This is a genomic window from Myxococcus dinghuensis (genome assembly GCF_024198235.1).
Lineage (GTDB): Bacteria > Myxococcota > Myxococcia > Myxococcales > Myxococcaceae > Myxococcus > Myxococcus dinghuensis.
The window spans coordinates 32,259-53,785 of the sequence record NZ_JAKCFB010000041.1 but is presented as its reverse complement, the minus strand read 5'-3'; the positions used below and the strand labels follow the sequence as shown (position 1 = coordinate 53,785).

Sequence of the window (21,527 nt, the reverse complement as noted above, 5' to 3'; positions counted from 1 at the left end):
CGCCGTCACGCCCCGGGCCGCGGCGCTTCCGTCTCCTCGGACTCGACGCCGTAGTACGCGAGGCACTCCACCTCGCGCCCGCGCACCACGCGGCGGCCGTCCAGCGGACCGCCGTGCGCGGTGACGACGGTGCACTGGCCCTCGTCGCCGTCCTTCTCGAAGTACAGCACCACCCAGTCGCGCGTCGCGTCCTGCTGGTGCGCCAGCGCCGTGTTGGAGAACAGCGCCCGGACGCCCCAGCCGTCCAACGTGCGCCGCATCACCGGCAGCCAGGCCTCACCGGAGGGATTGAAGCGCCGGGGCGCGATGGTGCGCAGCTCACCGGCCGCCGCCTTGCGCCGGTACTCCTCGTCCACCTGGAGCAGGAGCCCGACGTCCGGCCGCGGTCCTTCCCCCGCGCCCTCGCGCAGCCGCGCCTGTCCACGCCGGCTCCGCCCCAGCCGCGCCTCCAGCAGCTCGCGCACCTGTTGCCCCCGGCGCGGCCCGAAGCCCTCCACCGCCTCCAGCCGCCCGTCGTGCGCCGCCTGCTCCAACGCCTCCAGCGTGCGCACCCCCAGCTCCTCGTGGATGCGCCGCGCCAGCTCCGGGCCGATGCCGGGCACGCTCGCCAGCAGCCGCTCGGGGGAGGACTCGTCCTCCAGGCGCTGGAGCAGGCCGAGCTGCCCGGTGCGCACCAGCTCCGCCACCGCCGCCGCGATGCTCTTGCCCACCCCGGGCAGCGCGCGCAGCCCCGCCTCGCCTTCTTCCGCGAGCAGCTCCGCCACGGACCGGGGCCACTCCGCGATGCTCCGCGCCGCCTTCCGATACGCGGACACCCGGAAGGGCATCGCGTCCTGCGCCTCGAGCAGGTCCGCCACGCGCTCCAGCGTGTCCGCGAGGGTGATGTTGTCCTTCCACGAGACGCCCATGGCTCCCAGGAAGTTGGAGCGTCCGGTGCGCGACGTCGACCCACCGGGCGGGCGGGGGAGCGCCAGGGCCTCAGCCCGGCTTCGTCACGGCCTCCGCGACGATGGCGTCCGCTTCGATCTCCACCAGGATTTCCGGGGAGATGAGCCGGCTCACCTCCACCATGGAGGTCGCCGGCCGGATGGCGCCGAAGACCTCGCCGTGCGCCCGGCCGACCTCCTCCCAGCGGGAGATGTCCGTGACGAACATGCGGGTGCGCACCACGTCCCCCAGGCCGGCGCCGACGGCCTTCAGGGCGGACTCGATGTTGCGGAGCACCTGGACCGTCTGCAGGTAGGCGTCCGTGCCCCCGACGATGCGGCCCGCCTCGTCCGTGGCGGTGGTCCCGGAGACGGCGATGAAGGGCCCCACGCGCACGGCGCGGGAGTAGCCCACCCGGGGCTCCCAGGGGGTACCCGTGGCGTAGAGGGTGCGTTCCATGGCGTTCTCCGGGAGGACGGCGGGTGGGTGGCAGCCTCCCATGGACCCCGGTCGGAGGGCCAAGGGCCGCTTGTGGGCTGCAAGGAAACACGGCCCGTGGTAGTTGGCCCCGGGTCATGACGAACGAGCTCGACAGGGAGGTCGCCCGGCGGCGCACCTTCGCGATCATCTCCCACCCCGACGCGGGAAAGACCACGCTCACGGAGAAGCTGCTGCTCTACGGCGGCGCCATCCACCTGGCCGGCAGCGTGAAGGCCAAGCGGGCACGACGCCACGCCACCAGCGACTGGATGGAGCTGGAGAAGGAGCGCGGCATCTCCGTCACGTCGTCCGTGCTCCAGTTCACCTATCGGGACCACGCCGTCAACCTGCTGGACACCCCGGGCCACCAGGACTTCTCCGAGGACACCTACCGCACGCTGGCCGCCGCCGACGCGGCGGTGATGCTCATCGACGCGGCCAAGGGCGTCGAGCCGCAGACCAAGAAGCTCTTCAAGGTCTGCCGCATGCGCGGCATCCCCATCTTCACCTTCGTCAACAAGCTGGACCGCTACGGCCGCGAGCCGCTGGAGCTGATGAACGAGCTGGAGCAGGTGCTCGGCATCCGCTCCTACCCGATGAACTGGCCCATCGGCATGGGGCCGGAGTTCCGCGGCGTCTACGACCGGCAGAACCGCGTGGTGCACGTCTTCTCCGCCGAGGGATCCCACGGCGAGTCGGAGGTCGCCGAGCGCTCGGTGTCCATCGACTCCGACGAAATCAAGACGGTGCTCACCGACACGGAGCTGGCCAAGCTGCACGAGGACATCGAGCTGCTCGACATCGGCGGTGACGAGTTCACCCGCGAGAAGAGCGACTCCGGCCTGCTGACGCCCATGTTCTTCGGCAGCGCGATGACGAACTTCGGCGTGCGCCCGTTCCTCGACGCGTTCCTCGACCTGGCCCCCGCGCCCACCTCGCGCCAGACGACCAAGGGCCCGCGCGAGCCCACCCACCCGAAGTTCGCGGGCTTCGTCTTCAAGATTCAAGCGAACATGGACCCGGCGCACCGCGACCGCATCGCCTTCATGCGCGTGGTGAGCGGCCGGTACGTGAAGGGCATGAACGCCTTCCACTCGCGCCTGGGCAAGGAGGTGCGCCTGGCCAAGCCCAGCCAGTTCATGGCCGCCGAGCGCACCGCCATCGAGGACGCGTGGCCGGGGGACGTCATCGGCCTGTTCGACCCGGGGCAGTACCGCATCGGCGACACGCTGGCGGAGGGCCAGGACGTGGAGTTCGAGGGCGTGCCGCGCTTCAGCCCGGAGTACTTCGCCGTGGTGCGCTCCAAGGACCCGCTGCGCCGCAAGCAGATGGAGAAGGGCCTGGAGCAGCTGTCGGAAGAGGGCACGGTGCAGATCTTCCAGCAGCTCGCCATGGGCATGAAGGACCCCATCGTGGGCGTGGTCGGCGCGCTCCAGTTCGAGGTCCTCCAGTACCGGCTGGAGCACGAGTACGGCGCGAAGATCGCCCTGGACCGGCTGCCCTTCAGCCACGCGCGCTGGGTGGTGGGGCCCAACTTCGACCCCAAGTCCTTCGACTGGGAGGGCAACCGCCAGACGGTGCAGGACCGCGACGGGCTGCCGCTGGTCCTCTTCCGCGACGACTGGGCGCTCCAGCACGCCGAGGACAAGCACCCGGAGCTGAAGTTCCTCAACGAGGCCCCGCAGCTGCGCAAGCTCGCGGAGGCCGCCGCGAGCTGACGGGCGGCCCTCCCGGGGGGCGGTGGCGCTTACTTGAAGACGTCCACCGTTCCGCCCCGGTGCTCGGAGTTGCGCAGCACCAGGCCCTCCTTGTAGAGGCGCGCCGCCTTGGGGCCCACGAAGAAGTCCTTGGGCTGTCCCCGGCGGAACGTCTTCTTCACGTACTCCTCGATCTCGAGGAACAGGCTCCGGAAGCGGTCGGGCGCGGCGTTCTTGCGGCCCGTCTGCGCGGTGATGTCCAGCTCCGCCCAGAGCTGACCGCTGACCAGCTCCCCCTCCTCGTTGGTGTGGCAGCGCTCCATGAAGATGACGGGGGAGCGCACCTCGTCCACGCGCCAGGAGCCCTTGTCCGGGCCGCGCTTCATCTTGTCGACGATGGCGGGGCCAAGCTCGCTGGCCACCAGGTACAGCTCCTCCGTGGGGAGCCGCTCGAGGTTGGCCGGGTTGGCGCGGAAGGTCTCCCAGTCCTCGGGCACGCGCCGGGGGTACACCTCCAGCACGAAGCGCTCCAGGAAGCGGAAGAAGGCGACCTCGTCGTCGGGGGTCATGAAGAACTGGATGACATTGGCCATTGCCCGGCCCTCATACCCTTGTGCCTCCCGCCGTGAAAGCCCGGGGTGAGGCGGGTTATGAAGTCGGGCATGGATACCTGGCTGCTGTCCCGGATGCAGGAGTTGAAGGACCTCCAAGGGCTCATCGGGCTCGCCACGTGGGACCAGGAGACGTACCTGCCCGCGCGCGCCGCCCCGGCCCGCGCCCACCAGCTGGCGACACTCCAGGGCATCCACCACGAGCGCCTGGTCGACCCCCGCCTGGGGGACGCGCTCGCCCAGGCCGGCGCCGCGGGCCTGTCCGACGACGAGCGGGCCATGGTGGCCACCCTCCAGCGCGAGCGGGAGCGGGAGGTGCGCGTGCCCGCCGCGCTGGTGAAGGCCCTGGCCGAGGCCCAGAGCCACGCGCTCCACGCCTGGCGCGAGGCGCGCAAGGAGCGCCGCTTCGCCCGCTTCCAGCCCGCCCTCCAGCGCCTGCTGACGCTGCGCCGCGAGCAGGCGGACGCGTACGGCCACGACGGCGAGCGCTACGACGCGCTCCTGGAGGGCTACGAGCCCGGCATGCGCGTCTCGCGCCTCACCCCCGTGCTGACCGCGCTGCGCGAGGCGCTCATCCCCATGGTGGGCCGGCTCACCGCGAGCGCCCCGGAGGCGCCGGACCTGTTCGACGGCCGGCGCTACGACAAGGACGCCCAGTGGCGCTTCACGCTGCGGCTCCTGGAGGACCTCGGCTTCGACCTGGAGGCGGGGCGGCAGGACCTGAGCATCCACCCCTTCACCGGGGGCACCCACCCGCTGGACGTGCGCCTCACCACCCACGTGGACGAGTCCCAGCCGCTGTCGGCGCTCTTCAGCACCATCCACGAGGCGGGGCACGGCCTCTACGAGCAGGGCTTCGCGCCGGAGCTGCACCGCACCCCGCTGGCCGCCGCGCCCTCCATGGGGCTGCACGAGTCCCAGTCGCGCCTGTGGGAGAACATCATCGGCAGGAGCCGCCCCTTCTGGGAGCACTACTTCCCCCTCCTGCGCGACGACTACTTCCCCCAGGCGCTGGCGGGCGTGTCGCTGGAGGGCTTCCTCGCCGCCGTCAACCGTGTGCGCCCGTCGCTCATCCGCATCGAGTCGGACGAGGTGACGTACAACCTCCACATCGCCGTGCGCTACGAGCTGGAGCTGTTGCTCCTCCGCGACGCGCTGCCGCTGGAGGACCTGCCCGCCGCGTGGAACGAGCGCATGGCGCGCTACCTCGGCGTCACGCCGCCGGACGACGCGCGGGGCGTGCTCCAGGACATCCACTGGGCCTGGGGCGAGCTGGGCTACTTCCCCACGTACTCCCTGGGCAACCTCTACTCGGCCTCGCTGCACCGCGCCGCCGCGCGCGACCTCCCGGACCTGGAGGGCCACCTGCGCCGGGGCGAGCTGCGCCCCCTGCGCGACTGGCTGCGCGCCCACGTCCACCAGCACGGCTTCCGGCTCCCCGCCGAGGAGCGGGTGCGGCGGGTGACGGGGCAGGGGCTCACCGATACGGACTTCCTGTCGTACCTGCGTGGCAAGTACGGCGCGCTCCACGGCGTGGCCCTCTGACGGGGGCGCCGCGGCGTCGGTCCGTCAGAAGGAGAACAGCAGCGGGCGGCAGGCGCGGGCCAGCCGCAGCGCGTCCCGGGCGAGCGTGTGGGAGCCCGGGTCCTCCGCGTCCAGCCACGCGGTGCGCGCCACCTGGTTGCTCAGCTCGAAGCAGAGGCTGGCGGTGCGGCGGGCCAGGCGGCTCTCCTTGCGCAGCGCGCGCGCGTTCAGCTCGCACAGCTCCGCGCACTGGCGCAGCGTGCGCACGGCCTCGCTGCTGAGCGCCTCCCCGCGGGCCACGAGGCGCGCCATGCCGGCCTCGCACGCGGCCTGGCACTGGAGGCTCGCATCGATGCAGCGAGTCAGGTCTCCTCTGGCACCTCCCAGCCTGGCTCCCGTCATGGATTGCACCTCCTGGGGGACCATAAGGGTATGCATCCCGCGCGCGGCAGCAACTGGAAGTGAGAGGCCGTCAGGTACTTGTTAAACGGTGACCATGGCCAAGCTCACCCTCATCCCGCCCGCAATCGAAGAGTATGCGCTCGCCCACACCACGCCCCCGGAGCCGCTTCTCGCGGAGCTCCAGGAATTCACCTACGCCCACATGCCCGGGGCGGGGATGCAGGTGGGCGTCACCGCGGGCACCTTCCTGCGGCTGCTCGTCGCGCTGACGGGGGCCCGGCGGGTGCTGGAGCTAGGAACCTTCACGGGTTACTCGGCGCTGATGATGGCGGGCGCGCTGCCGGACGACGGCGAGCTCGTCACCTGCGACGTCAACCCCCGTCACGCGGAGGTGGCGCAGCGCTTCTTCGACAAGAGTCCGCATGGCCGGAAAATCCAGCTCCGGCTCGGGGCTGCCCTGGAAACCCTGGAGAGCCTGCGGGGGCCGTTCGACCTGGTGTTCATCGACGCGGACAAGGGTGGGTATGGGGCGTACTGGGACGCGGTGGTGCCGAAGGTGCGGTCCGGGGGGCTGCTGGTGGCGGACAACGTGCTGTGGTCCGGGCGGGTGTTGAGCCCGGAGGCGCCGGACGACCACGCGGTGGTGGCCTTCAACGCGAAGGTGGCGGCGGACCCGCGCGTGGAGCAGGTGCTGCTGACGGTGCGCGACGGGATGCTGCTGGCGCGCAAGCGCTGAGGCGCGTGCGCGTCAGTGCCGCGTGAGGAAGCGCTCCAGGCCGGGGCGCAGGGCCTCGCGCTGGGCGATGCACAGGTCCACGCGCTCCAGCGTCTGCGCCAGGGCGCGCTCGCCCCCCGCGAAGTCCGGGGCGCGCGGGCCGAAGAAGTCGGCCACCTGCTGGCGGTGGGCGACGTCGCAGAAGAAGCCGCCGGTGGTGAGCAGCCACGTGGACAGGTCCCGCGGCAGCCGCTCGCGCAGGGTGTCGAAGTGCTCGCGCAGGAAGGCGAAGGCCTGCGGGCGCGTGGTGGGTTCGGTGAGCTGGCCGAGCAGGATGGGCGGCAGGGCCTCGCGCGTGTCCACCTCCGGCGCCAGCATCAACTCCAGGCTCGCGCGGGCCAGCGTCGCGTCGCGGAAGCCGCCCAGGGCGAGGAAGAGCAGCTCCCGCTCGTGGGCGGTGGAGGCCCCGCGCACGGCGTCGCGCATCCGCTGGTGCAGCGCCGCGTCGCCCGTCGCCGCCGCCGTGAGCAGGACGGTGTCCGCGTCCTGGGGGGGCAGCGCCGAGCGGTCCTCCAGCCAGCGCAGCGTCAGCCGCCGGGCCTCCGCGCGCAGCGCCGGGTCCGCGCCCACGTTGGCGGCCATCCACAGGAGGGTGGGGCGGCTCTGCCGGACGTCCTCGCTCTCCCCGGGCTTGGACACGAAGCCCAGGGCGCGGGCCCTCGCGCCGAACAGCCCGCGCACGAAGCGCGCGCGGTGGGGCTGCATCGCCGCGGAGAGGAAGTCCGCGCGCAGGCTGTCCACCACGCCCGCGGCGCTGCTCACCAGCGTCGCGTCGCCGGTGCCCAGCCGCGCCACCAGCCCGAGCGCCTGGCCCACGTCCAGTTCGCCATTGCCCAGGAGCGCCCGCGCGTCGTCGAGCAGCACCAGCCGCTCCGCCACGCTCAGCCGCGCCCCGCCCCGCGCGGCCAGCTTCTCGAGCCCGTCTCCCCGCAGCATCGCGTGGTAGTAGCCGCGCGCGTCCGCGTTGGGGTGGACCCAGTCCGGGCAGCCCTTCGCCTCCGTCAGCTCCAGCGCGCCCGTGGCCCCCTCCAGCAGGGTGCACGCGCGGCCCTCGGTGGCGCCGACGCCGTAGCGCACGCACAGGGGCACCCGCCAGGTGAGCGCGGCGCCCTCCACGCCCTTGGAGCCCAGCGGCAGGTAGCGGCGCTGCTCCAGGGCGAGCCTGGGCGGCGCGCCCCGGGGGCACTGGAGCTCCACGGTGACGAGCGGCACGCCGGGCTGGTCCAGGAAGGTGGAGAAGGTGGGGCCCACGTCGCGGCCGGCGACGGTGGACAACGCGTGGAAGAAGTCCGCGGTGGTGGCGGTGCCGCGCGCGTGCTCGGAGAGGTAGGCGCGCACGCCGCGCTGGAAGGGCTCCTCGCCCACCCAGGCCTCGAACATGGCCAGCACCGCCGCGCCCTTGCCGTAGGTGATGGCGTCGAAGGCGCTGTGGATGTCGCCCGGGGTGGTGATGGGCTGGCGGATGCACCGCGCGCTGACGAGCTGGTCGGCGCGCATGGCGCTCCCCCGGGACTCCACGCGCCGCAGCTCGCCGCTCCACTCCGGCCTCCAGCGCGCCACCACCTTGAAGGCGAGCCAGTCCGCGAAGGACTCGTTGAGCCACAGGTCGTCCCACCAGTCCGGGGTGACGAGGTTGCCGAACCACTGGTGCGCCAGCTCGTGCGCCTGGGTCTCCGCGAAGGTGCGCTGACGCCAGGGCGTGTCCTGGGCCTCGGCGCCCAGCATGAGCTGCGCGCCGAAGGTGACGAGCCCGGGGTGCTCCATGGCGCCGCCCTGTTGGCCCGGCAGCGCGGCCACGTCCAGCTTGGCGTAGGGGTAGGGCGTGCCGAACCAGGTCTCCAGCTCCTGGAGCAGCGGGCCGGTGACGTCGGCGGCCCAGCGCGCCTCGGCGCTCCGCCCGTGGGGGACGAGCATGCGCACCGGCACCTGCCGCTGGCCCGCGCGGCCCGCGTCCACCACGTCGAACGGCCCCACCGCGAAGGCGACGAGGTACGTGGGCAGGGGCGGGGTCGGCTGGAAGCGCACCGTCGTCCAGCCCTCCGCGTCCGCGCGCCGCTCGCGCACGGGGGTGTTGGAGAAGGCCTCGTCCCCGCCGCGCACGCGCAGCGCCAGCTCGAAGGGAATCTTGAAGGTGGGCTCGTCGAAGGAGGGGAAGGCGCGCCGGGCGTAGGTCGCCTGGAACTGCGTCATCGCGTACCAGCGGCCGTCCTCCTGCTCGCGGAAGACGCCGCTGTCCTCCTTGTCCCGCGCGTGGCCGGTGAACTCGACGTGCAGCGTGACGCTGCCGGGGCCCACGGGCTCGCGCGGCACGAAGACGAGCAGGTCCTCTCCCACGGGCATGGCGTCCGTGGGCACGCGCGCCTGGGCCACCTGGAACGCGCTGGCCGTCACCGTGAGCTCCTCGCCGTGGAGCCACAGCGCGTGGGTGGGCTCGGGCAGGGACAGCTCGATGTCCACCGTGCCGCGGAACGCCTCCTGGCGCGGGTCCAGCTCCAGCATCACCGCCTGCCGCGTGGGGCGCACGCGCGGGTCCAGCCGCAGCCCGGGGGGCGTGAGCACCCGCTGGGCCTCCTCGGAGGGGCCGGTGGGCGCCGGGGTTGCGCGTGGGAGGGGCGGCGGCTGGGCGGTCGCGGTGGGGCTCGCGCAGCCCGCGAGGAGGACGAGTCCGATGAACGCGCCGAGGTGTCCGAACCGCATCGCGAGGCCCTCTCCCTCCACCCGTCGGGGACCGACCGGTGGCTCGCCGGCCATTCCACCACCGACGTCCCGTGGGCGGTAGCGCTTCGCGGCGGGGTCCGGAGTGACGCGGCCGGGTGGCGGGCGCGCCGCGCTTCAGCCCTGGACGGGGTAGGGGGCGAGCAGCTCGACGAGCGCGGCGCCGTAGAGCTTCAGCCGCTTGTCCCCGAAGTAGGGCAGCCGGGCCAGCTCGTCGAGGTTCCGGGGCGGGTGGGCGATGAGCGCCTCCATCAGCGGGTTGGTGAGCACCACGCTCGGCGTCACCTTGCGCTCGGTGGCCTTCTCCACGCGGAACGCCTTGAGCAGGTCCTCGCGCTTGCGGCGGTTGGTGTCCTTGGGGCCCTTGGCCTCGCGCTCCGGGGCCAGCTCCCCCCGGGCGGACTTCTCCTGCTGCTCGCGGACGATGGCGAGCACCTCGTCGCCGTGGGCCCGCACGAACGCGCCGCGCACACCCGCCGCGCGCGCCAGGTCTCGGGGGGTGGAGGGCAGGCGCGTGGCGATGTCCGCCAGCGCCATGTTGGAGAGCATCCGCCCCATGGGGACGTTCTCCTTCTCCGCCCACTCCAGCCGCTTGCGGTGCAGCGCGTGGGCGATGGCGTGGGCCAGCGCCTGCTGCGCGGCGGACAGCCCGGAGCGCGGCAGCTTGGGCTTGAAGTCCGCGCCCACGTCCGGGCGCGCCACGGCCTCGTCGCACAGCCGCTCGCAGTCGAGCAGCACCTCCTCCAGGATGCCGGCCTCGTCGCAGGCCACGCGCACCTGGCGGCCCAGCTCGCAGAGGTAGCGCACGTCGTTGGCGATGTACGCGTGCATCCCCGGCGGCAGGGGGCGCAGGGAGAAGTCGGACTGCTGATGCTCCTTCGGCAGCTCCACGCCCAGTTTCTCGCGGGCGATGTCCGCCAGCCCCACCTTGGGCCAGCCCAGCAGGGTGGCGGCGCGGTGCGTGTCGAACAGGCCCCGCACGCGCACGCCCACCTCCGCCAGGAACTGCAGGTCGCCCTGGGCCGCGTGGAAGAACTTGGTGCGCTGCGGGTCGCCCAGCAGCGGGGCGAGCAGCCGCGCCTCCACGCCGGGCTGGAGCGTGTCGAAGAGGAAGACGTCGTGGTCGGTGCCGACCTGGATGAAGCACAGCCGGGCGCGGAAGGCGTGCATGGAGTCGGCCTCCAGGTCCACGGCCAGCTCGCTCGTGCCTTCCAGCTTCAGGATGGCGCTGTGGGCTCCAGCGTCATCCACCACGTCCACATCACCCTGCGGGTAGGTTGGCATCGCGGTGGGCAGGCTAGCGGACCGGACCGCCTGAATGACGTGTTTTTTCCCGGGCCGCCGCTAGGATGGCCACGCCGATGAACGACGTCCAGCGCCTGGAAAAGACTCTGCTTGGCCACGTGGGCCGGGCCATCGCGGACCACCGCCTCATCGAGGACGGGGACCGCATCATGGTGGGTGTGTCCGGAGGCAAGGACTCCTACACCCTGCTCTACCTGCTCCGGGAGCTCCAGCGTCGCGCGCCGGTGAAGTTCGACTTGCTTGCGGTGAACCTGGACCAGGGACACCCGGGATTCCCCGGGCACATCCTGGAGGAGTACTTCCAGCGGGAGGGGTACGCCTACAAGATGCTGAAGGAGGACACCTACAGCATCGTCCTGGAGAAGACGCCGCCGGGGAAGACGCAGTGCGCGGTCTGCTCGCGCATGCGCCGGGGCATCCTCTACACGTCCGCGGTGGACATGGGCTGCACGAAGATCGCCCTGGGGCACCACCGCGACGACCTCATCCACACGCTGATGCTCAACCTGTTCTTCGCCGGCTCCATCAAGGCGATGCCGCCGCTGCTCCGGAGCGACGACGGGCGCAACGTGGTCATCCGGCCGCTGTGCTACGCGCCGGAGAAGGACATCGCGAGGTTCGCGGAGTTGAAGGGCTTCCCCATCATCCCCTGCGACCTGTGCGGCTCCCAGGAGAACCTGCAGCGCAAGCGCATGCAGAAGCTGGTGGAGGACCTGGGCAAGGAGATTCCGAACGTCCGACAGAGCATCCTGAACGCGATGGCGAACGTGCGACCGACACATCTGCTGGACCGCTCGCTCAACCCGGACCCGCTCAACGCGGTGGACGCGGCGGCGGCGCCGAAGACCGAAACGCAGGACACGCAAGGGGGAGCCAGTCCATGGCTCGAGAGCAGGCAGTGAGCGCGCGCAAGGAGCGCAATGCCGCGTTGGTGGAGGTGATGCTGCTGGCGGCGATGGCCGACGGCCGTGTCTCGCAGCGGGAGATGACCACGCTCATCAGCCGGGTGCTGGAGCGGCCCGAGTTCGAGGGCACCCGTCCGGAGGAGCTCAACGCCCTGGTGGAATCCAGCGCGGCGCGTCTTTCGGAGGCGCGCAACCTGGAGGACGTGCTGGCGTCGCTGCGGCGGCGGCTGCCGGACCACAAGAACCGGATGCTGGCCTTCGGGCTGGCGGCGGCGGTGGCGCTGGCGGACCAGCGGGCCACGCGCACGGAGCTGGGGCTGCTCAAGACGTTCCAGGCGGCGCTGGGCATCTCCGAGGACGAGGTGGCGCAGATCATCGACGTCATCGAGAACGGCGGCAGCCTGGCGGAGGCCCTGGGCGAGCCCCTGGAGCGGCTCTACGCGGAGGTCATGGTGCTGGTGAGCGCGGCGGACGGCCGGCTCAAGGAGGCGGAGGCCCGGGCGCTGGTGGAGAGCTTCGCGGCGGACCCCCTCTTCGAGAACGTCAGCCCGGAGCGGGCCCAGAGCTTCGTCAGCGAGGCGGTGGTGGCCCTGTCCGCGGAGGGGCTGCCACAGCGACTCCAAGTCCTGGCCCACGGCCTGACGACGCACCCCCAGCGGGTGAAGGCCTTCCGGCTGGCCACGAAGATCGCCCACGCGGGGGGCGAGCCCAGCTCCGCCGAGCAACGAATCCTCGACATGCTCCAGGCGACGTTCGGTCTGGCCGACGATGAAGTGGCGCGACTGGGCAGGGAGGGGTAGTTAGGGGCCTGCATGACCCTGGAAAGCCCCCACGCGCCGAGACACTCCTTCCGCTTCGGTCTTCCTCCGTCCCTCGGCAGCGAGACGGCGCGGGAGCGCGCGGACCGGCTGGCCTCGTTCCTCCAGCGCGCGCTGGGGAAGCTGGTGGAGGTGAACGTCGCCACCAGCTACGAGACGCTCGCGAAGGACCTGCTCTCCGGCCGCGCGGACGCGGCCTGGGCGCCGCCCTTCGTGTGCGCCCGGATGGAGGCCATGGGCGTGCGGGTGGTGGTGCGCGGGGTGCGGCGGGGCATGTCGTCCTACCGCTCCGCGCTGGTGTGCCGGGCGGGGACGGGGCTGTCCATCGACCGGCTCAAGGGCACCACCGCGGTGTGGGTGGACCGGGATTCGGTGGCGGGCTACCTGCTGCCCACCGCGTACCTGAAGGCGCAGGGCCTGGAGCCGACGCGGGCCTTCTTCGCGCAGCACTTCACGGGCTCCTACCGGGGCGCGCTGGAGGCGGTGCTGGAGGGCAAGGCGGACGTGACGAGCGTGTTCTGCCCGCCGGCCTCCACGGGGCTGACGTACGCCACGGGCGTGGACGACGTGCTCGGCGCGGGCTCCGGCCGGCGCTTCGACCTCATCGCCTACACGGACGAGGCGCCCAACGACGGCGTGCCGGTGGCCATGGGGCTGCCGCCGCAGCTGGTGACGGCGCTGGAGACGACGCTCCAGGGGCTGCAGGGCTCCCCGGAGGGCGTGGCGCTGCTCAAGGACATCTTCAACGCGGAGCGCTTCGAGCCGGCGCCGCGCATGGGCTACCGCGCGCTGTACCGCGTGGCGCTCGCGAGCCTGTAGGGCCGCGTGACGCCGCGCCGCGCATGTCGCGACGCGGCGGGCGATTTCGGGTGGACGCTCCCGGCGCGCGGGGCAGGATGCCGCGCATGAGCGAGACCCAGAAGAGCTACGAGGGCGGTTGCCACTGTGGGCGCGTGCGGTACGAGGTGAAGCTCGACCTGTCGCAGCCGGTCATCACCTGCAACTGTTCCATCTGTCAGAAGTCCGGCGGCATGCTGACCTTCGTCCCGACGGAGTTGTTCACGCTGCGCTCGGGGCAGGACGCGCTGACGGACTACCAGTTCAACAAGAAGGTCATCCACCACCTGTTCTGCTCCTCGTGTGGCGTGCGCTCCTTCGCGCGCGGCACCACGCCGGACGGCAAGGCGATGATCGCCATCAACGCCCGCTGCCTGGACGGCGTCGACGCGGCGGCCCTCAAGACGATGCCGGTCGACGGCCGCAGCTTCTAGGGGTGGGGGCGGGGCGTCGGTGCTCGCCCGCGCAGCCCGACGGGGGCCTCACCCAGGAGACGGGATGCGCCCGGGGCGCGGGGCCGTTGTCGAGCCTCGCGTGCGCGCCGAGCGCCAAGGCTAGCCTTCCGGCTCCTCGTCGGCCGCGCGTGACGGGGCGCGCTTGGGCGCGGAGCCGTCGTCCGGCTTCGCGGTCCGCGCCACGCCCTGCCTCGCGGGAGGCGCGGTCGGTGGTTTGCCGGAGCCGGTGTCCGGATTGCGGGGCCGCGTCGGCTGCGGGGCCGCCGTCATGGGAATCGTGGCGGGAGAGGAGCCCGTGCCCGTGCGGCGGGCGGGCGCCGCCAGTGGCGAGGAGCCCGTGCCCGTCCCCTGGGGCCGGGGCGCGTTGGCCGCGGCCTTGGGCGACATGGGCGCCGTCGTCGAGCCCCCGGGCGTGGTGCGGGGCGCGGCCTTCTGCTCCTGCGCGGCGGCGGCCGCCTGCTGGCGCGCGGCGATGCGCGGGTCGTAGTGGATGACGGTGGGCTCGGCGGCGAGCCGCTCCTCCTCCAGCTCCTCCGAATACATGTCCTGCATGAACGCCGCGAGGTGCGCGGGCGTCGCGTGCAGCTTCTGCTGGAGCAGGAACTCGTCGAGCGCCAACTGCACCTCGCCGGCGGAGGAGAAGCGCTCGTCGCGCTTGCGGGCCAGCGCCTTGAGGACGATGGCGTCCAGCGACTTGGGGATGTCCGGCACCACCTCCGACGGCGGGATGAGCTTCATGCCCACCACCGCCTTGAGCGTGGCGATCTCCGTCTCGCGCTTGAACAGGCGCTGGTGCGTCAGCAGCTCGTAGAACACCGTGCCCAGCCCGAACACGTCCGAGCGCGAGTCCAACGGCTCGCCCCGCGCCTGCTCCGGGGACATGTACGCGTGCTTGCCCTTGATGGTGCCGACCACCGTCTGGGAGAACTTCCCGGACGCCTTGGCCACGCCGAAGTCGATGAGCTTGACCCCGCCGTTGTAGCCCACGAGCACGTTCTGCGGGGACACGTCCCGGTGGATCAACGCCAGGTGCCGCCCGGAGGGGCTGCGCGCGTTGTGCGCCGCGTCCAGCCCCGCCGCCGCGTCCGCGATGATGCGGCACTTGAGCCCCAGCGGAATCGCCACCTTGCGCTGCTGGGCGCGCACGCCGAGCGGCCCCACCGCCTCGCCATGCACGTACTCCATGGCGATGTAGTACTGCCCGTCCACGTCGCCCAGGTCGTAGATCTGCGCGATGTTCGGGTGGTTGAGGTGCGCCGCGATGCGCCCCTCGTCGAGGAACATCTCGATGAACTCGTCGTCCTCGGACAGGTGGGGCAACAGCCGCTTCACCACCAGCAGCTTCTGGAACCCGACCGGCCCCTTCTGCCGCGCCAGATAGACAGCGCCCATCCCGCCGATGGCGATCTTCCGCAGCAGTTCGTAGCGGCCGAATGTCTCCACGTCGTCCGACACGATAGCGCCCAGGGGCCCACATGCGGAAGACCGCGCCGCGTCATTTCCCCTCATTTCCAGAGGGGCCCGAGAATCTCGACGCGGCGCGCGAAAGGTCTCAGGGCGCTGGCGCGGGCGCCTTGCACACACTGCGGTAGCGCACCTCCACCGCCTGTCCCGGCCGGGGCACCGCGGCGCCGTTGAAGACGATGGCGTTGGCGGCGGCGTCGTAGGTCCACTGGGCCTCCGGCACGGGCTGGCCCTGGACGCGCACGCTCAGCTCCGCCTGGCCCGTGGGCTCGGCGGTGAGCGGGAAGTCCGCCTGGAGGTCGCCCGCGCGCTGGATGACGGAGTCGAGCAGGGGCCGGTAGTCGCCCTCGCAGATGGACGCCGTGCGGCCGCCGGTGCCGCGCGCCACGGCCAGGAAGCGGGCCGCGACGCCGCCCGCGGTGGTGCAGCGGTTGTCGGTGGGCACCAGGGCGTAGAGCTGGCTGCGGTGGGACATGCCCGTGCCCTTGAGCGTCTGGAGGAACTGGATGTAGCTGTCCGGGGCGAAGCCGGAGTTGTCGTCCTCGTCGGCCAGGACGACCACCGCCATGCGCGCCGCCGGGCGGGTGAAGCCCCAGTTGCCGTCGTTGGGCTGCGCGGTGCGCGGGTCGTCCGTCTGCTCGGACAGGGGCGCCGACAGCGCCTGGCGCATCGTCTCCAGGCCCTGCACCAGGTTGTGGCACATGCCCACGTCCAGGTTGGCCTGCAGTCCCGCGGCCGCGTTGGCGCTGTTGCTCGACAGCACGCGCGCGCGGCTGCCGTCCACGGGGAACAGGCGCCCGGCCTCGCCGCCGTCGGCCCCGCCGCCGCACTGCGGGCCGCGCGCGACCAGGCCCGTGCTGGTGACGCCCAGGCGCACGTCCACGCCCTGCTGTCGCGCGTACTCCAGCCAGCCGGGGACCGCGGACTTCAGGCGCGACTGGTAGGGCCCCATCGTCGTGGTGTTGGAGACGACGAAGAGCACGTCCAGCTGGCTGTCGGTGCCCTGCGTGTAGCGGTCCACCTGGATGCCCTCGTGGTTCGTCTCGCCAATCAACGGGACGAGGAAGGGCGAGGGCTCGTTCGCCACGCGCACGTACAGCGGCGAGAAGTGCTGGCCCAGGACGTCGCGCGCGTAGTCCACCTCCAGCTCGAAGCCCTCGCCCGGCTGGAGCGTGCGCGGCTGGAGGACGGGCGTCAGCAGCGAGAACTGGCCGCTGGTGCCGTTGCCGATGTCCGCGCTCGTGACGGTGAGCGGCGTGCTGCACCGGTTGGAGAGGTACGTCTTGCGGGGCGCGGCGGCGCAGTCGAAGCGGATGGGGCCGAAGTCCACGTAGGCCGGCGCGGCGACGAGGCAACTGGTATGCGACACGCCCTTGAGCGGCAGCGTCACCGTGGGGTGGGCCGGGTTGTTCACCGTCAGCTTCAGCTCGCCCGTGTAGCTGCCCTCGGCCTGGGGCCGGAAGGCCACCATGGCGCTGAAGGCGGTGTCGTAGAGCACCACGCCGCCCGTCAGCGCGCCGCCCGGCATGAAGAAGGCGCCGCCCGCGTCGTTGGAGAGGTGGACGTCCTTCACCGCGCACTCACCCCGTCCGGGGTTGCGGAAGTAGAAGCCCTGCACCGCGCCGCGGCCGGGCACCACGTTGCCGAAGTTCATCTCCGGCTGGGGCCGCAGCTCGAACTCGCACGGGCCGCTGGTGCGGGCGCGGCCGGTGAGGATGACCTCCCGCTCCGGGTTGAACAGGTCGTCCGAGCGCACGCGCAGCCGCGCCAGGAAGCTGCCCTCCGCGGTGGGCTCGAAGTAGACCTTCAGCTCCAGCGCGTCGTCCCCCGGGGCGATCTCCAGCCCGCCGGACTCCAGCGTGGGCCACGCGCCCGCCGTCCATGGGTAGGCCTGCGTGCCGCGCGTGGGCACGCCCACGCTGAACTGCGGGCTGGCGCCGTCCGCCGTGACTCCCACGAAGCGCAGCGACCCGTTGGTGCCCGCGTTGGTGATGCGGATGATCTGCTCCGTCTTCCCGCCCACGGGCAGCTCGCCGAAGTCGAGCGTCACCGGCGTCACCGCCAGGGTGGGCCGGCCGCCGCGCGCGTCCAGGATGACCTTGGACTGCCGGTCCTTGTCGGAGGCGTAGTGCACCGCGAGGTCGCCCATGTTGGGGCCGGAGAAGCGCGCGGCGAACTCCATGGGCAGCTCCACGACCTCGCCCGGCTTCACCATGGAGCCCTCCGGCTTGGACAGCGGGACGAAGGCGAAGTCGCTGGTCTCGAGCCGGGAGATGGTGACCGGGCGCCAGGTGATGTTGCGCGCGCGCGTGAACGACTGCGTGCGCTCGTGCACCGGAATCTGGTCGAACGGCACCGGCGCCGGGTCGAACACGAAGGCGCTGGCCACCGAGTTGCCCTGGAGGGCCACCACGGACGGGGTGCAGTCCTCGCACGAGCGGATCTCCAGCCGCGCGCCCATGGCGCCCAGCGCGCGGGGCAGGTACTTCGTCGCCACCTTGCGCGAGGACTGGGGCGGGATGGTGATGGTGTCCGCGGTGAACGGGTCCGGCCAGTCGCCGCGCACCGTCAGCGACAGGGGCAGGTCCACCGGGTTGATGATGGTGACCTCCAGCGTGCGCTCGCTGTCCACCTCCAGCGTCTCGTAGTCGAGCAGCGGCGGCTCGATGCCTATCTGCGTGGGCGTGCCCAGGCCCGTCACCCGCACCTGGGCCTGCGAGCCCTGGTTGGCGTCCGTGGCCACGTGCACCATCTCCTCGGAGATGCCCTCCCCCAGGGGATGGAAGCGCACGCGCACCAGGTGCGACTCGCCCGGCATCACCCGGCCGCCCCCTTCCGCCAGCTCCACTTCGTAGGAGGGGTTGCCGATGAGCGCCAGGGCTTCGATGGCGAAGAAGGGCACGTAGCCGACGTTGCGGATGCGCACCTCGCGCTCCCGCCACTCGCCCACCGGCACCTCGCCGAAGTCGAGCACGTCCTGGTCCACGACCGCGGTTGCGCGTACGGAGCGGGTCTCATCCCCCTCGTGGCAACCCATCGCGGTCGTGACGAGCACCGCCAACGCGAGGACTCGCCCCCTCAGCCCCATCCCCATTGTCCGCTCCTCACCCTTCTCCCGACACGCACCCGTCTGGGTCCGGCGCGTGATCCACCCACCCCGCTACAATCAATTCGCATACCAACCCGAGAGGCCGAGGACGGTGTCCTGAATTCAAGGGGTTGAGATGCGAAGTGGCCGTGCCAGCGGCGGCTGGGAACGCGGGTGCCCTGGAAGGGGCAAGAGTTTTCCCCGCGTTCTGACCGGGCGGTGGAGGGTCAGCGGATGAAGGTGGCCAACACCCGGGCCACCTCGGAGGGCTGCTCCATGTGCACGTGGTGTCCGCCGGGGAACACGTGCGGGGCGCCGACCAGGGTGGGCAACGCCTCCAGGCGGGAGCGCAGGCGCTCGGGGGCGGGCGTCAGGCCCTCGGCGCCGCGCACCAGTTGGACCGGGCAGGTGACGGCCGCCTGGATGGCCAGCCACTGGGCCTCGTCGAAGCCGTGGGCGAAGCGGCGGCGGTGGCGCGGGTCGAACGTGAAGGCCACGCCGCCCTCGAGGGGCTCGGTGCCGTGCTGTGCCAGGTGCAGCGCGGCGGCCTCCGGCAGGGAGGGGTTGTTCTCCCGCAGGCGCGCGGCGGCCGTCGCCACGTCCGGGTAGCGCTTGCGGTTCGGCGGCCGGCGCGAGTCGTCGAGGAAGGCGCGCAGCCGCTCCAGCGCCACCCGCGGCTCGCCGCCCGTGGGGCCCAGGCTCTCGATGAGGGACACGCCGTGCACGCGCTCGGGCCGGGCGGCGGCGTACATCAACGCGACGATGCCGCCCAGCGAGTGGCCCACCAGGTGCGCTCGCGCCAGGCCCAGGCCGTCCAGCGCGGCCTCCACGTCGAGCGCGTGGTCCGCCATCTGGTAGTGGGCCTCCGGCGGGGCGTGCGCGCTCCGGCCCATGCCCCGGAAGTCGAGCAGCGCCAGGCGCCAGTGCGCCGGCACGTGCTCGAGGAGGGCATCGAAGGTGTGGGAGTGGTCCAGCCAGCCGTGGAGGAACAGCACGGCGGGCGCGCCCTCGGGCGCCGGACGGTGGCGCACCTGGAGACGCAGCCCCTGGGCATCGACGGAGAGGATTTCGAGGGATGGGGACACGGGTGGCTCCTGCCTCCCGTGCCTTAGCCGGTTGTCGCGGGCCCGCCTAGCGGGGCTGCGCGGGGGGCCGCGGGGGGCCGCCGCTGTCCGGCTTGGACATCACCAGCGCCAACTGGCGCGCCTGGTTCTCGGTGGCGCACCGGTACTCCTGCACCTTCCCGTTCTCCTTCTCGATGCGGAGCACCCAGACGTCGTTTTCCTTCGTCACGTTCGGACGTTGAGACATGGCGGTTCCTCCCCACCCGGGGGCAGAAGCACGTCTCGTGCCCGACAACCGGCTTTGAGCCAAATGCTTGATATTCCGGAGCCGCGGCCCGCAAGCGACAGCCGGGGTGACAATTTTCGCTCGGGTTTGCGACAAATTTTGGATCACGACCCTGACAAATGTTGCGTAGTACCCCAGGGCTGGGTCTCTCTCGACCTGAGCTGAGACAGGGAAAACACGCAGTCTCAGAGGGCGTCTGGCCATTCCCAGACGGAGCGGTAGCCGCTGTCCGTTTGAGTCCCTTCGATGAAGCGGGCGTAGAAGGCGTGGCCGCTGAGGGTGGCGGAGTCCCCCACGACGAAGAGGTGGCGGCGGGCGCGGGTGAGGGCGACGTTCATGCGGCGCAGGTCGGTGAGGAAGCCCAACTGCCCCGCCGTGTTGGAGCGGGTGAGGGAGACGAGGACGGCGTCCTTCTCCCGGCCCTGGAAGGCGTCCACCGTGTCCACCTCGACCTCGGGGGCGAAGGGCTCCAGCCGCTCGCGCAGGCGCAGGGCCTGGGCGCTGTAGGGGGTGATGACGGCCAGCTCCCGCTGGGGCAGGCCGGCGGCGAGCAGGGCGCGCACGCGGGCCTCCACCAGGTCCGCCTCGCCGGTGTTGAAGAGGCTGCGGGTGGTGGGTTCGACCTCCTCCTCGAAGCCCTTGCCGGCGGTGTCGAGGAAGAGGACGGGCGGGGCGTCCACGTCCGCGCCGGGCGTGAGGACGTCCGCGAGGGTGCGGTGGGCCACGGACGGGTGGGCGCGAAGCTGGCCGCCGTACATCTCGCGCGAGGGGAAGGCCATGATGCGCTCGTGCATCCGGTACTGCTCGCGCAGCATGCGCTTGACGCCGTCGCCGTGGTCGCCGAGCAGGCGCTCGAAGAGGCTCACCGCGAGCCCCGCGCGCGCGGCCTCCTGGGACAGCACGGTGGGCGGTAGCTGCTGCGGGTCACCGGCGAGGATGACGATGGGCGCGCGCAGGAAGCCCAGGAGCGCCAGCGGTTCGGTGGCCTGGGTGGCTTCGTCCAGGAGGGCCAGATCGAACTGCTCCCCGGTGAGGACGCCGGAGTCGAGGCTGGCCAGGGTGACGCAGACGACGTCCGCGTTGGCGAGCACCGAGCGCACCGCCTTGCGCTCCAGCGCGCGGGCCTCGTCCAGCAGGGCCTTGGCCTCCGTGGTGGACGCGCGGGCGTTGGCGAAGCGCGCGCGGCTGCGGCCCTGGGTGCGCTGGCGCCGGGCGTAGCCCAGCAGGGAGAAGGCCTCGTCGAAGAGGTCGCGGGAGACGACGCGGTCGGGGTGGTCCTCCACCACGATGTCCAGCGTGTGCTCCTGGAAGCGGGGCGCGACGCGGGCGGGGTGGCCCACGCGCACCGCGCGCAGGCCCTGGCCCAGGCACAGGTCCAGCAGGTGGTCCACCGCGGCGTTGCTGGCGGCGGTGCACAGCAGGCGCTGTCCGCGCGCCACGGCCTGCGCGGCGACCTCCGCCAGGACGGTGGACTTGCCGGTGCCCGGGGGGCCGTGGACCAGGAAGAAGTCCTCGGCGGCGAGCGCGCGCCCCACCGCGTCCAACTGCTCGGGGTTGAGGGGGCGGCCCGGCTCGAAGGGGCGGGCGGTGTCGGTGCGCGGCGGCTCGTTGCCCAGCAGCACCTCGCGCTTGTGGCGCTCGACGCCCTTGTCCAGGGCCTTCACGCGCTGGAGGCCCGCGCGCATGCGCTCGTAGGTGATGTCGTTGGGGACGACGTCCAGGCGCAGGAGGCCCTCGTGGACGTAGGGCGGCGGCGAGCGGTCGAAGGCGAGCTGCAGGCGCGTGGCGGAGGCGCGGGAGATGAGCGCGCGGGCGGGCTCGTTCACCTCGGCCCGGCGGGGGAGCACGGCGACCAGGTCGCCGTTGTGCAGGCGGGCGGGAAGGGGGCGGCGGTCGGCGCGGGCCAGGGTGAGCAGGACGCGGCCACCCAGGCCCACCTCCTCCTCGATGGACTCGAGGTCGAGCACGGACAGGCCCTGCTCCTCGCGCTCGTGGAGGGACAGGCCCTCGGCGAGCGTGGCCATGCGGGCTTTCTCGGCCTCGCGCTCCTGGGAGAGGAGCTTGCCGAGCTGGTCGAAGAAGGAGACGTCACGGGCCATGGGCCCGTCATGCCACCTGGGCGCGGCGGCGGCCAGTGTCTGCGTGGGGCCGCCGTCGCGTGGGGAGCGGGCCGG

Annotated in this window: 18 protein-coding genes; 7 read left to right on the top strand and 11 right to left on the bottom strand. The window is 72.3% G+C overall.

Features of this window, described 5'->3' with window-relative positions; all coding sequences use genetic code 11:
- Nucleotides 1-5: 5 nt before the first annotated feature.
- Together LZ198_RS34895 and LZ198_RS34890 are read right to left on the bottom strand one after the other, a co-directional pair.
- On the bottom strand, nucleotides 6-908 hold the full coding sequence (locus tag LZ198_RS34895; protein WP_253976467.1) for a helix-hairpin-helix domain-containing protein: 903 nt from the start codon (nucleotides 906-908) through the stop codon (nucleotides 6-8).
- Nucleotides 909-978: 70 nt separating this feature from the next.
- Nucleotides 979-1,386 carry a RidA family protein gene (locus LZ198_RS34890; RefSeq protein WP_253976466.1) on the bottom strand — a complete coding sequence of 136 codons (408 nt, stop codon included), beginning with the start codon at nucleotides 1,384-1,386 and terminating at the stop codon, nucleotides 979-981.
- Between the two features lie 116 nt (nucleotides 1,387-1,502).
- On the opposite strand from LZ198_RS34890, the gene LZ198_RS34885 reads away from it, so the two are divergent.
- Nucleotides 1,503-3,125 (top strand): peptide chain release factor 3, encoded by a 1,623-nt coding sequence (locus LZ198_RS34885; protein WP_253976465.1) that lies wholly within the window; start codon nucleotides 1,503-1,505, stop codon nucleotides 3,123-3,125.
- A gap of 29 nt (nucleotides 3,126-3,154) precedes the next feature.
- On the opposite strand, the gene LZ198_RS34880 is transcribed toward LZ198_RS34885, so the two are convergent.
- Nucleotides 3,155-3,697 (bottom strand): hypothetical protein, encoded by a 543-nt coding sequence (locus LZ198_RS34880; RefSeq protein ID WP_253976464.1) that lies wholly within the window; start codon nucleotides 3,695-3,697, stop codon nucleotides 3,155-3,157.
- A gap of 69 nt (nucleotides 3,698-3,766) precedes the next feature.
- Between LZ198_RS34880 and LZ198_RS34875 the strand changes: the two genes are divergently transcribed.
- Nucleotides 3,767-5,260 (top strand): carboxypeptidase M32, encoded by a 1,494-nt coding sequence (locus LZ198_RS34875; protein ID WP_253976463.1) that lies wholly within the window; start codon nucleotides 3,767-3,769, stop codon nucleotides 5,258-5,260.
- A 24-nt stretch (nucleotides 5,261-5,284) separates the two neighbouring features.
- On the opposite strand, the gene LZ198_RS34870 is transcribed toward LZ198_RS34875, so the two are convergent.
- Nucleotides 5,285-5,641: a hypothetical protein gene (locus LZ198_RS34870; RefSeq protein WP_253976462.1), complete on the bottom strand. Its 357-nt coding sequence runs from the start codon at nucleotides 5,639-5,641 to the stop codon at nucleotides 5,285-5,287.
- Nucleotides 5,642-5,735: 94 nt separating this feature from the next.
- Between LZ198_RS34870 and LZ198_RS34865 the strand changes: the two genes are divergently transcribed.
- Nucleotides 5,736-6,377, top strand: coding sequence for an O-methyltransferase (locus LZ198_RS34865; RefSeq protein WP_253976461.1), 642 nt, complete (start codon nucleotides 5,736-5,738; stop codon nucleotides 6,375-6,377).
- Nucleotides 6,378-6,389: 12 nt separating this feature from the next.
- Here LZ198_RS34865 and LZ198_RS34860 read toward each other — a convergent pair whose 3' ends face one another.
- Together LZ198_RS34860 and LZ198_RS34855 are read right to left on the bottom strand one after the other, a co-directional pair.
- The gene (locus tag LZ198_RS34860) at nucleotides 6,390-9,113 is read right to left on the bottom strand and encodes a M1 family metallopeptidase (protein WP_253976460.1); all 2,724 of its coding nucleotides are present in this window, start codon (nucleotides 9,111-9,113) and stop codon (nucleotides 6,390-6,392) included.
- A gap of 135 nt (nucleotides 9,114-9,248) precedes the next feature.
- Entirely contained in the window at nucleotides 9,249-10,415 is a 1,167-nt protein-coding gene (locus tag LZ198_RS34855; protein WP_253976459.1) for a ribonuclease D, read from the bottom strand.
- A gap of 65 nt (nucleotides 10,416-10,480) precedes the next feature.
- On the opposite strand from LZ198_RS34855, the gene ttcA reads away from it, so the two are divergent.
- The 4 genes from ttcA to LZ198_RS34835 all read left to right on the top strand — a co-directional run bounded on the left by ttcA (nucleotide 10,481) and on the right by LZ198_RS34835 (nucleotide 13,430).
- Nucleotides 10,481-11,338 carry a tRNA 2-thiocytidine(32) synthetase TtcA gene (gene ttcA / locus LZ198_RS34850; protein ID WP_253976458.1) on the top strand — a complete coding sequence of 286 codons (858 nt, stop codon included), beginning with the start codon at nucleotides 10,481-10,483 and terminating at the stop codon, nucleotides 11,336-11,338.
- Nucleotides 11,317-12,141: a tellurite resistance TerB family protein gene (locus tag LZ198_RS34845; protein WP_234071664.1), complete on the top strand. Its 825-nt coding sequence runs from the start codon at nucleotides 11,317-11,319 to the stop codon at nucleotides 12,139-12,141. The genes ttcA and LZ198_RS34845 overlap by 22 nt, the downstream gene beginning before the upstream one ends.
- 12 nt (nucleotides 12,142-12,153) lie before the next feature.
- Nucleotides 12,154-12,978, top strand: coding sequence for a phosphate/phosphite/phosphonate ABC transporter substrate-binding protein (locus LZ198_RS34840; RefSeq protein ID WP_253976457.1), 825 nt, complete (start codon nucleotides 12,154-12,156; stop codon nucleotides 12,976-12,978).
- 86 nt (nucleotides 12,979-13,064) lie between these two features.
- Nucleotides 13,065-13,430, top strand: a complete 366-nt coding sequence (locus tag LZ198_RS34835; RefSeq protein ID WP_253976456.1) for a GFA family protein — start codon at nucleotides 13,065-13,067, stop codon at nucleotides 13,428-13,430.
- Between the two features lie 120 nt (nucleotides 13,431-13,550).
- Here the strand turns inward: LZ198_RS34835 and LZ198_RS34830 are convergent, their stop codons facing one another.
- The 5 genes from LZ198_RS34830 to LZ198_RS34810 form a co-directional block, all read right to left on the bottom strand.
- Nucleotides 13,551-14,906, bottom strand: a complete 1,356-nt coding sequence (locus LZ198_RS34830; protein WP_253976455.1) for a serine/threonine protein kinase — start codon at nucleotides 14,904-14,906, stop codon at nucleotides 13,551-13,553.
- Nucleotides 14,907-15,003: 97 nt separating this feature from the next.
- Nucleotides 15,004-18,009, bottom strand: a complete 3,006-nt coding sequence (locus LZ198_RS34825) for a choice-of-anchor D domain-containing protein (protein ID WP_253976454.1) — start codon at nucleotides 18,007-18,009, stop codon at nucleotides 15,004-15,006.
- Nucleotides 18,010-18,230: 221 nt separating this feature from the next.
- Nucleotides 18,231-19,088 (bottom strand): alpha/beta fold hydrolase, encoded by an 858-nt coding sequence (locus LZ198_RS34820; RefSeq protein WP_253976453.1) that lies wholly within the window; start codon nucleotides 19,086-19,088, stop codon nucleotides 18,231-18,233.
- A 46-nt stretch (nucleotides 19,089-19,134) separates the two neighbouring features.
- Nucleotides 19,135-19,314: a hypothetical protein gene (locus tag LZ198_RS34815; RefSeq protein WP_253976452.1), complete on the bottom strand. Its 180-nt coding sequence runs from the start codon at nucleotides 19,312-19,314 to the stop codon at nucleotides 19,135-19,137.
- A 224-nt stretch (nucleotides 19,315-19,538) separates the two neighbouring features.
- Nucleotides 19,539-21,452: an AAA domain-containing protein gene (locus tag LZ198_RS34810; RefSeq protein WP_253976451.1), complete on the bottom strand. Its 1,914-nt coding sequence runs from the start codon at nucleotides 21,450-21,452 to the stop codon at nucleotides 19,539-19,541.
- Between the last annotated feature and the right edge of the window lie 75 nt (nucleotides 21,453-21,527).